Origin of the sequence: Clostridium sp. AF27-2AA (genome assembly GCF_003478505.1) — a bacterium.
Classification (GTDB): Bacteria; Bacillota; Clostridia; order Lachnospirales; family Lachnospiraceae; genus Brotaphodocola.
Genome location: NZ_QUFI01000056.1, coordinates 1 through 11,585, shown reverse-complemented (window position 1 = coordinate 11,585; position 11,585 = coordinate 1). Strand labels below are relative to the sequence as shown.

12 protein-coding genes are annotated in these 11,585 nt (G+C 50.3%); 7 read left to right on the top strand and 5 right to left on the bottom strand.

Going from position 1 to position 11,585, the window contains the following annotated elements:
• Positions 1-34 precede the first annotated feature (34 nt).
• The 3 genes from rpiB to DWY84_RS16675 form a co-directional block, all read right to left on the bottom strand.
• A complete protein-coding gene (gene rpiB, locus DWY84_RS16685; RefSeq protein ID WP_118534425.1) occupies positions 35-478 on the bottom strand; it encodes a ribose 5-phosphate isomerase B in 444 nt (147 codons plus the stop codon).
• 96 nt (positions 479-574) lie between these two features.
• Positions 575-1,654: a chorismate synthase gene (gene aroC, locus DWY84_RS16680; RefSeq protein WP_118534424.1), complete on the bottom strand. Its 1,080-nt coding sequence runs from the start codon at positions 1,652-1,654 to the stop codon at positions 575-577.
• 77 nt (positions 1,655-1,731) lie between these two features.
• Positions 1,732-2,793 carry a beta-propeller fold lactonase family protein gene (locus tag DWY84_RS16675; protein ID WP_118534423.1) on the bottom strand — a complete coding sequence of 354 codons (1,062 nt, stop codon included), beginning with the start codon at positions 2,791-2,793 and terminating at the stop codon, positions 1,732-1,734.
• Positions 2,794-3,057: 264 nt separating this feature from the next.
• Here DWY84_RS16675 and DWY84_RS16670 point away from each other — a divergent pair, with 264 nt between their 5' ends.
• The 6 genes from DWY84_RS16670 (at position 3,058) to DWY84_RS16650 (ending at position 8,704) form a co-directional block, all read left to right on the top strand.
• Positions 3,058-3,591, top strand: a complete 534-nt coding sequence (locus tag DWY84_RS16670; protein ID WP_118534422.1) for a cupin domain-containing protein — start codon at positions 3,058-3,060, stop codon at positions 3,589-3,591.
• Between the two features lie 110 nt (positions 3,592-3,701).
• The gene (locus DWY84_RS16665; RefSeq protein ID WP_118534421.1) at positions 3,702-4,778 is read left to right on the top strand and encodes an ABC transporter ATP-binding protein; all 1,077 of its coding nucleotides are present in this window, start codon (positions 3,702-3,704) and stop codon (positions 4,776-4,778) included.
• Complete coding sequence (locus DWY84_RS16660; RefSeq protein WP_118534420.1) at positions 4,771-5,583, top strand: ABC transporter permease; 813 nt, start codon at positions 4,771-4,773, stop codon at positions 5,581-5,583. The genes DWY84_RS16665 and DWY84_RS16660 overlap by 8 nt, the downstream gene beginning before the upstream one ends.
• Positions 5,583-6,377: an ABC transporter permease gene (locus DWY84_RS17910; protein WP_243024904.1), complete on the top strand. Its 795-nt coding sequence runs from the start codon at positions 5,583-5,585 to the stop codon at positions 6,375-6,377. Before DWY84_RS16660 ends, DWY84_RS17910 begins: the two co-directional genes overlap by 1 nt.
• Before the next feature lie 33 nt (positions 6,378-6,410).
• Entirely contained in the window at positions 6,411-7,541 is a 1,131-nt protein-coding gene (locus DWY84_RS17905) for an ABC transporter substrate-binding protein (RefSeq protein ID WP_243024903.1), read from the top strand.
• 44 nt (positions 7,542-7,585) lie between these two features.
• Positions 7,586-8,704, top strand: coding sequence for an ABC transporter substrate-binding protein (locus tag DWY84_RS16650; RefSeq protein ID WP_118534419.1), 1,119 nt, complete (start codon positions 7,586-7,588; stop codon positions 8,702-8,704).
• Between the two features lie 122 nt (positions 8,705-8,826).
• Here the strand turns inward: DWY84_RS16650 and DWY84_RS16645 are convergent, their stop codons facing one another.
• On the bottom strand, positions 8,827-9,771 hold the full coding sequence (locus tag DWY84_RS16645; protein ID WP_118534418.1) for an AEC family transporter: 945 nt from the start codon (positions 9,769-9,771) through the stop codon (positions 8,827-8,829).
• Between the two features lie 218 nt (positions 9,772-9,989).
• Here DWY84_RS16645 and DWY84_RS16640 point away from each other — a divergent pair, with 218 nt between their 5' ends.
• Positions 9,990-10,877, top strand: a complete 888-nt coding sequence (locus tag DWY84_RS16640; protein ID WP_243024902.1) for a YoaK family protein — start codon at positions 9,990-9,992, stop codon at positions 10,875-10,877.
• Here the strand turns inward: DWY84_RS16640 and DWY84_RS16635 are convergent.
• Positions 10,874-11,416 (bottom strand): NADH peroxidase, encoded by a 543-nt coding sequence (locus DWY84_RS16635; protein WP_118534417.1) that lies wholly within the window; start codon positions 11,414-11,416, stop codon positions 10,874-10,876. The two genes, DWY84_RS16640 and DWY84_RS16635, sit on opposite strands and share 4 nt — an antisense overlap.
• Positions 11,417-11,585: the final 169 nt, after the last annotated feature.

The following is an 11,585-nucleotide window of genomic DNA, read 5'->3' as shown; positions in this document are numbered from 1 at the left end:
GCTTCGGACCTATATTGGTATTGCTCTTAAATTTTTATTTGTTTTCGATATCGAAGATCATATCCACTCTTCTCTGGTGGCGGCCGCCCTCATACTCATTATCCAGCCACTCATCCACGATCATCTTGGCCATCTCCACGCCTACGACGCGGGCACCGAAGGTGAGGACGTTGGTATTGTTATGCTTACGGGACATTCTTGCGCTGTATGGCTCGCTGCAGGTGCAGACTAAAACGCCCTTTACCTTGCCTGCTGCCAGACCGATGCCGATGCCGGTTCCACAGATGGCAATGCCGTAATCTGCCTCACCGGATGCTACTGCGCGGCCTACCTTCTCTCCATATGCCGGGTAGTCACAGCTTTCGCTGGAATTGGTTCCGAAGTCGATGACCTCGTAGCCCTTCTGCTCTACATATGCCTTGATTGCTTCCTTCATCTCCACTGCGGAGTGGTCATTTCCCATAGCGATTTTCTTCATAATTTTCCTGTTTCCTGCCTTTCATTTTGAGTTGATTCCAATTATCTGGTTTTCTCTCCCCAGTACATTATTCATAATAAGCGCAAAACGTAATTCTCAGTCCAGTTTCGCGTTTTTGCCCATCAGCAGCAGATCCACAATGGTCAGCGCTGTCATAGCCTCTACCACAACGACGGCTCTCGGCACTACCACCGGATCGTGGCGGCCTTTAATGGCGATTTCCACGTTCTCACCGTGATTGTTGGCTGTTTTCTGCAGCTGCGCAATGGACGGAGTCGGCTTAAAGGCCGCCCGCAGCACAATCTGGCTGCCATCGCTCATGCCGCCTAAAATACCGCCTGCGTGGTTGGTCTTTTTATTGACCTTACCATAAGCATCGACATAAAATTCGTCATTATTCTGGGAGCCGAGAGCCTTCGCTGCCGCAAAGCCATCTCCGATCTCAAAGCCTTTTACCGCGCCGATGGACATGATGGCACCGGCCAGCCTTGCATCCAGCTTATCAAAGACCGGCTCACCAACGCCGGTCGGCATGCCATCTACCAGGCACTCTACCACACCGCCCACGGAATCCTGGGCTGCGATCATGCGCTCCAGAAATTCTGCCGTCTCTTCTGCCGCTACTTTATCCGGCATATTCAGGCTGTTGTTGTCCCGCTCGGATAAGTCAAAGCGTTTTGGATCAATCTCGAACTCGCCGATGCTCTTCACATAAGCATTCACGGTAATGCCGTAATGTGCCAGCAGCTTGCAGGCTACCGCTCCCGCTGCCACCCGGGCAATGGTCTCGCGGGCAGAGGAACGCCCGCCGCCCCGGTAATCCCGGAATCCGTATTTCTGTTCGAAGCAGTAATCCGCATGCCCCGGACGGTACACATCCTTGATCGCGCTGTAATCCCTGGAACGCTGGTCGGTGTTTCGCACCATCATGGCAATCGGGGTGCCGGTGGTCTTTCCTTCAAATACTCCGGAAAGGATTTCCACCTGATCGCCCTCGTTTCTTGCGGTGGCAAATTTACTCTGCCCCGGCTTTCTTCTATTTAAATAAGTCTGAACATCTTCCTCACAAAGCGGAAGTCCCGCCGGGCAGCCGTCGATGGTGACACCGACGCCCTTCCCGTGAGACTCACCCCAGGTCATAATGCGGAAGATGGTTCCATATGTGGATCCTGCCATATTTTCCTCCGTTTTTTTGTCACATTTGTCTGCGTTCTGGCCTGGACAGCTCCTTCAGCCCCGGACTCCAGCAGAATCTAATCATCTACTTTCACAATAATGCAGCTGTTTGGCTCATTGCACTTGATGGCATTGGAGCTCATAATCAGCAGTTTTTTCTCATAATCAACCTTGAAGAAGGTAATGCTGTTGCTCTCATGGTTGATGACAGCCAAATGCTTATCATCCGGGAAGACGGAAATATCCTTTGGATACTCACCGCTGATCGGCAGACAGCACAGCATGTCCAGAAGGCCGGTTTTCTCATCACGGCTGTAGACGGCTACGCTCTCATCTCCCGCATTGCTGCAGAACATATGCTTCTCATCCGGAGAGAAGCGTAAGGAGCATGCAGCTGCCAGGGAACTGTGCTTCTCGCCCATGGTAGAAATAGTCTGGATCTTTTCAATCTCCGGCACACGGTCACCGGTCTCATAGGTAAATACATCAATTACATTCTTCTGCTCATACATTAAATAGAAGAATTTGCCATCCGAGCTGAAACGCAGATTGCGCGGCGCAGACTCCATCTCACACGGAATGGTGTCTACCTGGACCAGATGCTCGTCCTTTTCGCTGAAACGGTAGATCTTGACCTGATCCAGTCCGGAATCCACGATCATGACATACTTGTTGTCCGGCGTACGTCTGCAGCAGGTAACATGCGGACGGAAATTACGCTCTGCCACACTGCCGAGACCCTTGTGGAACACACCGTCCACGATCTCGCCAACACCGCCGTCTTTTCTTAAACGCAGCACGGTTGCCTTTCCGTCATGGAAGCCGGATACGAATACATAACGGTCTTCTTTATCCATGGAAAGGTGGCAGGCTCTCATGCCTTTGGTCTTCGCGCTGTTTAAGCGGGACAGGCTTCCGTTCTCCAGAATCCGGAATGCAACAACACCCTCATCCGCTACAGAATACAGAGTCCGGTTATCATTGGATGCTGTGACATAGGAGGAGTTGTCCACTTCCACCTCACAGCGCTCCTTGAATGTTCCCTTTTCCACATCTACATCATAAACGGTGATTCCCTTGGCCTTGCCATTATATGAATAGGAACCGACATACGCCATATACTTTCCTTCTGAAGCCATCGTCCTTCCTCCTGTTACATTGCTTAAATTTTCTGTTGAAATTCAGAATTTTCACCCGGTCCGCGCTAAAAACAGGCAAACCAGAAACTAATATTCAGCATACCACAGATTCTCAAAAAAATCTATTCTGAATCTATTGACATACAGATATTTTTCAGTATAATTGAGTTTGCTTTGTGTTTACTAAAACTAAACTTTGAAGTGCATTTTACATTCATTTAATATTTCTAAACTTTTCGGATAGTATCATCATGGAGGACTGTTATGGATATCGGATCAAAGCTGAAGGAGATACGGACCCTGAAGGGTCTGACACAGGAGGAGCTTGCGGACCGGGCAGAGCTTTCCAAGGGATTCATATCCCAGCTGGAACGCAACCTGACCTCTCCCTCTATCGCGACGCTCACCGACATCCTGCAGTGCCTCGGCACCACCCTCGGTGAGTTTTTTAATGAAACACCGGAGGAGCAGGTCGTATTCGGAAAGGCTGACTATTTTGAAAAATACGATGCGGAGCTGAAAAATGAGATCCGCTGGATCATCCCGAACGCGCAGAAAAACATGATGGAGCCAATCCTCATCACGCTGGAAGCCGGCGGCAGCACTTACCCGGACAACCCACATGAGGGCGAAGAGTTCGGCTATGTCCTGCAGGGCAGCATCAGCATCCACATCGGAAGCAAAACCTACCGGGCCAAGAAGGGCGAGTCCTTCTACTTTACCCCGGACAAAAAGCATTATCTCACAAGCCGTCACGGCGCATCGCTGATCTGGGTCAGCACGCCGCCCAGCTTCTAAACCATCCGGCATGCAGCCCGCACACTGCCAGGCTGCAGCATACAAAACTTTGAAAACCGGCACGAATATCACATGTGATTTTATAAACTTACTTTAGGAGGAATACTGCGATGGCACAGCCCCTGATTGATCTGGTCAATATTTCAAAAAGCTTCGACAACACCATGGTCTTAGATGACCTTAACCTTTCCGTAAAGGAAAATTCTTTTGTGACCTTACTTGGCCCCAGCGGCTGCGGCAAAACCACAACCCTGCGCATCATCGGCGGCTTTGAGACCGCCGACACCGGAAAGGTCATCTTCGACGGCGCTGACATCAGCAAGCTGCCGCCGAACAAGCGCCAGTTAAACACGGTATTCCAGAAATATGCCCTGTTTACCCACATGAACATTGCGGAAAACATTGCCTTCGGCTTAAAGATCAAGGGAAAATCCAAGGCCTACATTGATGATAAGATCAAATACGCACTGAAACTGGTAAACCTGGACGGCTACGAGAAGCGTACCGTAGATTCCTTAAGCGGCGGCCAGCAGCAGCGTATCGCCATTGCCCGCGCCATCGTAAACGAGCCGCGCCTGTTGCTCTTGGACGAGCCGTTAGGCGCCCTGGACTTAAAGCTGCGCCAGGACATGCAGTATGAGCTGATCCGCTTAAAGAACGAGCTGGGCATCACCTTCATCTACGTTACCCACGACCAGGAAGAGGCACTGACCATGTCTGACACCATCGTCGTCATGAACCAGGGCTATATCCAGCAGATGGGCACTCCGGAGCAGATTTACAACGAGCCGGAAAACGCCTTTGTGGCAGACTTCATCGGCGAGAGCAACATCGTTCCGGGCATCATGCTCCGCGATGAGCTGGTGGAAATCTTCGGTGCCAGATTCGCCTGCGTGGACAAGGGCTTTGGCAACAATAAGCCGGTTGACGTAGTGATCCGCCCGGAGGACATTGATCTGGTTGACCCGTCCGAGGGCACTCTGGTGGGCACCTGCACGCATCTGATTTTCAAGGGCGTTCACTACGAAATGGAGGTTACCACTCCGGACGGCTTCGAATGGCTGGTCCACAGCACCGATATGTGCCCGGTAGGAAAACAGGTCGGCATCAAGGTGGATCCGTTCGATATCCAGATCATGAACAAACCGGCATCAGAGGATGAGGAGGCTGTGGGAGTCAATGAATAAGAAATGGTTAGCTGGACCGTACCTGGTCTGGATGGTTGGTTTCATCGTCATTCCGCTGCTTCTGATCGTCTATTACGGACTGACGGATAAGTCCGGGGCCTTTACCCTGGCAAACGTGCTCTCAATCTCCACCCCGGAGCATGTGAAAGCCCTGTGGCTTTCCCTGGGACTTTCCCTGGTGAGCACCGTCATCTGCCTGCTTTTAGCCTACCCACTGGCCATGATCCTTCGTAACCGCGGCATCGGCCAGGGCAGCTTCATTGTTTTCATCTTCATCCTTCCGATGTGGATGAACTTTCTGCTGCGCACCCTGGCATGGCAGACCCTTCTGGAAAAAAGCGGCGTTATCAACGGCATCTTAACTGCCCTGCACCTGCCGAACCAGAACCTCATCAACACCCCGGGAGCCATCATCCTGGGCATGGTTTACAACTTCCTGCCCTTCATGGTGCTTCCTATTTATAACGTACTGTGCAAGATCGATGACAACACCATCAACGCGGCAAGAGACCTGGGCGCAAGCTTCACTCAGACCTTACTGTGGGTGTGGTTCCCGCTTAGTGTGCCGGGCATCATCAGCGGCATTACCATGGTATTTGTACCATCCCTGACCACCTTCGTAATCTCCAACTTACTGGGCGGCAGCAAGATCCTCCTGATCGGCAATGTCATTGAGCAGGAATTCACCAAGGGCAGCAACTGGAACTTAGGCTCCGGCCTCTCCCTGGTTCTTATGGTCTTCATCCTGATCAGCATGGCGCTGATCGCAAAATACGATAAAAACGGCGAAGGGAGTACATTCTAATGAATAAGATCCGACAGAATTTCAGACGGTTCCTGCAGGATTTCTACCTGGTGCTCATCATGCTGTTTTTATACGCGCCGATTGCCACCATGGTGGTGTTATCCTTTAACAGTTCCAAATCCCGTACCCAGTGGGGCGGGTTCACGCTGCAGTGGTACACCCAGATGTTTGCCAGCCGCAACATCATGGCCGCTTTGCAGAACACCCTGCTGATCGCATTTTTATCCGCACTGATCGCCACCATCATCGGCACTGCGGCTTCCATTGCCATCAGCAGCATGAAACAGATTCCCCAGACCATCGTCATGGGAATCACCAATATCCCGATGTTAAATGCCGATATCGTGACCGGCATCTCCCTGATGCTGGCCTTCATCGCCTTCGGCGTATCCCTTGGCTTTAAAACCGTGCTGATCGCCCATATCACCTTCAATATTCCCTATGTGATCCTGAGCGTCATGCCAAAATTAAAGCAGACCAACCGCTTCACCTACGAGGCAGCGCTGGATCTGGGCGCAAGCCCGCTCCGCGCCTTCTTTAAGGTGGTGTTCCCGGACATTTTACCGGGCGTGCTTTCCGGCTTTCTGCTGGCCTTCACCATGTCCCTGGATGATTTCATCATTACCCACTTTACCAGAGGCGCCGGCATCAACACCCTGTCCACCCTGATCTACAGTGAGGTGCGCCGCGGCATCAAGCCGTCCATGTACGCACTATCCACCGTGATCTTCGTGGCTGTCCTGGCCCTGCTTCTGATCAGCAATTTTGCTCCGAAGAAAAAGCAGGAGGCTTAATATTACCATAACCATGAGCAAGAGGAGATGACTATGAAAAAGAGAGTATTTGCAATTTCCATAGCAGGCCTTACTGCCGCTTCCGCCCTTCTGTCCGGCTGCGGTGCGTCCGGAAACGCCGGAGCCTCCGGCACGGATTCCGCTGCTTCCGGCAGTGCGGATGGCGGCGAACTGTATGTTTACAACTGGGGCGAGTATATTGACGAGGATGTCATTTCCCAGTTTGAGGAGGAGACCGGCATTACCGTTGTTTACGACCTGTTTGAGACCAACGAGGAGATGTATCCGGTCATCGAGGCCGGTGCTGTCAACTACGATGTCGTATGTCCGTCCGATTATATGATCCAGAAAATGCGTGAAAACGACCTGCTGGCTGAGTTAAACTTCGACAACATTCCGAACATTGACCAGATTGATCCGGCTTACATGGAAATGTCCCAGGCCTTTGACCCGGAAAACAAATACTCTGTTCCTTACTGCTGGGGAACGGTCGGTATCCTGTACAATACCAAACTGTTAGACGAGCTTGGTGTTCCGGCACCGACCAAATGGGCTGATCTGTGGGATGAACGCTTAAGCGGCGAGATCCTCATGCAGGACAGCGTCCGCGACGCCTTCATGGTTGCTTTAAAGAAAGACGGCTACTCCATGAACAGCGAAAGCAAGGACGAGCTTGAGCAGGCAAAGCAGGAGCTGATAGACCAGAAACCGCTTGTCCAGGCTTACGTGATCGACCAGGTAAGAGATAAAATGATCGGCGGCGAGGCTGCTGTCGGTGTCATCTATTCCGGCGAAATGCTGTATATCCAGGATGAGGCCGTAAGCCTTGGACTGGACTATGATCTGGAATACGTGATTCCGGAAGAGGGAACCAACCTGTGGCTGGATTCCTGGGTCATTCCGAAAAACGCGAAAAACAAAGAAAATGCAGAAAAATGGATTGACTTTATGTGCCGTCCGGAAATCGCAAAGGCGAACTTTGAGTACATCACCTACCCGACTCCGAACAAGGGCGCATTCGAGCTGCTGGATGAAGACATGCAAAACAACAAGGCTGTCTTCCCGGATATCGATTCCCTGAAGGATTCTGAGGTTTATCAGTACCTGGGTGATGACACCGATGCTATTTACAATGAGCTTTGGAAAGAAGTCAAAGCAAACTAAATAAAATTCAGACATATTACACAATACAAGAGGAGATTGAGAAAATGAAAAAAAGATGGATCGTATCTGCTGCGGCACTGTCCGCAGCGGCACTTGCTGTAACCGGCTGCGGCGCTTCTGCGTCTGACAGCTCTGTTTCCGGTAACTCCGGTGATTCTGCCGCATCCGGTGACGCCGGCGAGCTCTACGTTTACAACTGGGGCGAGTACATTGATGAATCCGTCATTGATGAGTTCGAAGAAGAGACCGGAATCAAGGTTGTCTATGACCTGTTCGAGACCAACGAGGAGATGTATCCGGTCATCGAGGCCGGCGGCATTGCCTACGATGCGGTATGTCCGTCTGATTTCATGATCCAGAAAATGCGCGAGCATGACCTTCTGGCCGAGATCAACTTTGATAATGTACCGAACATCGACCAGATTGATCCGCTTTACATGGAGCTTTCCAAGTCCTTCGATCCGGAAAATAAGTACGCTGTTCCGTACACCTGGGGCACCATCGGCATCCTCTACAACAAGGAGCGCCTGCAGGAGCTTGGCGTTCCGGCACCGACCAAATGGGCAGACCTGTGGGATGAGCGCTTAAGCGGCGAGATCCTCATGCAGGACAGCATCCGCAGCGCCTTCATGACCGGTCTAAAGAAAAACGGCTACTCCTTAAACAGCACCAACCCGGATGAGATCAACAAGGCCAAGCAGGATCTGATCGACCAGAAGCCACTGGTCCAGGCTTATGTGGTAGACCAGGTTCGTGACAAGATGATCGGCGGCGAGGCCGCTGTCGGCATCATCTACTCCGGCGAGATGCTCTACATTCAGGGCGAGGACGGCACCGACAACCTGGAATATGTGATCCCAGAAGAGGGCACCGACCTGTTCATCGACTGCTGGGTCATCCCGAAAAATGCGAAAAACAAAGAGAATGCTGAGAAGTGGATCAACTTCCTGTGCAGACCGGACATCGCAAAGAAGAACTTTGAGTACATCACCTACTCCACCCCGAACAAGGGCACATTTGAGCTGTTAGATGAGGACATGCAGAACAACAAGGCAGTTTTCCCGGACATCGACTCCATCAAGAATGCCGAGGTATTAAAGTACCTGGGCGATGATGTGGATGAGCTTTATAATGAGGCATGGAAGGAAGTTAAGTCCAAGTAAATATTGATAAGTAAAGACGATAAACCCCCCGGAACGCAGTGTAGAAGCTGCGCCCCGGGGGGTTTTGTTTTAATCAATTATGTTTTAGTTATTTATAAGCAACTAATTCATGCCTGATCCGTTTAGATCAGTGCCAGAGTCTTTAACACATACAGCCAGAATGTCAGGGAAAACGCGCTTCCCAGTGTGGTGATTGCCACAATGCTGGAGCTTAAAACACCGCTGTGTCCCATATTCCGGGCCATAACGTAGCTGCTGACGGTGGTGCTGGAACCCAGCATGACCAAAATTGCGATCAGCTCTGCCTCGCGAAAGCCCAGAAGCACCGCCACCGGAAGAAAGAGCGTACACAGACCGATCAGCTTCATGAAGCTTGCCGCGAATGCCGGCCCCATACCGGATTTCGCTTCGCTCCAGTTAAAGGCAGCGCCCATTGCCATCAGTCCGAGAGGTGTTGTCAGACCGCCAAGACTGGAAACCGTCTTTGTCAGGATTGTTGGCATCGGAAGCCGTAAAACTGACCACAATGCACCTGCCAGAATTCCCAGAATGATCGGATTGGTCGCAATTCCCTTTAAGGTCTTTTTGATCAGTTCCGGACTCATCCCATTCTGTCCCGGTTTTGTGAAGGAAAGAACGACAACTGCCATAATGTTATAAAGCGGCACACTGCCAATGATCATCAGCGGTGCCATGCCGGAATTGCCATAGATATTCGTGATAAACGCAATGCCAAGGATCGCCGCACTGCTGCGGTATGCACCCTGAATGAATTCCCCGCGCTGGGATTTGTCTTTCAGCGCCATGGACATCAGCGCTACAAGAGAAATGCTCACCAGTGTCACCACAAAGCAGAACGCCACAAATTTTCCATTCCATGCCTGGGCAAAATCCTGCTTTGCCAGGTCGCCGAACAGAAGCACCGGGAGGGTTGCCTTAAACACAAACTGGTTCAGACCATTGATCATATTTTCCTTCAAAAGCCCTGTTTTCCTGAAAAACACGCCCAGCACCATCATCAAAAAGATAGGAATCGTGGCATTCAGGCTGAATATCAGATTTTCCATAGATGTCTACCTCTGTTTTTTCATAAATTACAAATTTCCGCAGTTTTTCTTTAGCGTCACCACTGTAATTTGCTGAGCTTTACTATACACTCATAAATCTGATTTTGTCAATTGACGGATACTATATTTCCTGTGAAACAAAAAACCGGCAAAAGTGGATTGATTTTATCCAGAATAAGTGGTAAAACATGAAACGGAAAGGGAAAGAAGGAATGCTCATGAACCGAAAGCACGGGTATCAAATGTCTGACTCACTGATCATCATGATTCTGCTGAATCTGTCCGGCGGAACCCAGGATGCCTGTTCTTATTTTTTACGCGACCATGTTTTTGCAAACGCACAGACCGGAAATATTGTTCTGATGGGCTGCTATCTGATCTCAGAGGACTTGCGTGATTCCATCCGGTATTTTCTCCCGGTATTCTGTTTTGCGCTTGGCGTTCTTACTGCCTGCTTTATTCGCAGCAAATGCCGCCACACCGGAAAGATCCACTGGCGTCATCTGGTTCTGGTCATGGAAATCCTGCTGCTCTTTGTGGTCGGTTTTCTGCCGCCACAGGTAAACTGGCTGGCAAACGCGCTTACCTCCTTTGCCTGTGCCATGCAGGTGCAGTCCTTCCGCACGGTCAGCGGCAGCGCCTATGCCAGCACCATGTGTATCGGCAATCTGCGAAGTGGTATGGATCATCTCTACCGGTTTATAACCGGGAAAAAGAAAGAAGAAGGAAAAACCGCAGCCATCTATCTGACTGCTATCACCTCCTTTGCCATTGGCGCAGCCTGCGGCGGTCACCTGACCACGTATTTTTCCTACCGCACCATATGGATTTCCTGCGGAATTCTGATTCTCTGCTTCCTTCTGATGCTAATTGAGGAGGAAGAAGATCTGGAAGTTTTGGAAAAGAAAGAACGGAAAGAACTTCAGGCAGAAAAGAATCTGGTAAAAAAAAGGACAAGAAGAGCTTCAGGAGGAAAAACTTCTGATGAAAGAAACCGAAAACGAATTTCAGCAAAAAATTTCCAAAGGATAAGCACTGAAATTTTCAAAACAAGAAGGACCACTGTACAAACAGCGGCCCTTCTTATTTTTATCTCTTATTTTTAACCAAAGTATCTCTTTAACAGACCCTCAAATGCTTTGCCATGACGAGCCTCGTCTTTTGCCATCTCATGAACGGTGTCATGGATCGCGTCAAGGTTTGCAGCTTTCGCACGCTTAGCCAGGTCGAACTTGCCCTCGGTTGCGCCGTGCTCTGCAGCTACTCTCATCTCCAGGTTTTTCTTGGTGGAATCGGTTACGACCTCACCTAACAGCTCTGCAAACTTTGCAGCGTGCTCTGCCTCTTCGTAAGCTGCCTTCTCCCAGTAAAGACCAATCTCCGGATAGCCCTCTCTGTGAGCAACTCTTGCCATAGCCAGATACATACCAACCTCAGAGCACTCACCCTCGAAGTTTGCGCGAAGGTCTGCCAGGATATCCTCGCTCACGCCCTGTGCAACACCTACGACATGCTCAGCAGCCCAGGTCATCTCGCCCTCCTGCTCTTTGAACTTGGAAGCCGGTGCCTTACAAACCGGGCAGAACTCCGGAGCAGCCTCACCCTCATAAACATAACCGCATACAGTACAAACCCATTTCTTCATAACTCAGATCTCCTTTTCTTATTTGATGTGTGATATTCTAACTTGTTGTTCTTGATTAATATTAGTAATTGTTACTGATATTAATATAGCAGATGTTTCTCATTTCGTCAACTCTTTTTTTCAATTTTATAAAAATTTAAGAGCAATACCAATATAGGTCCGAAGCCGG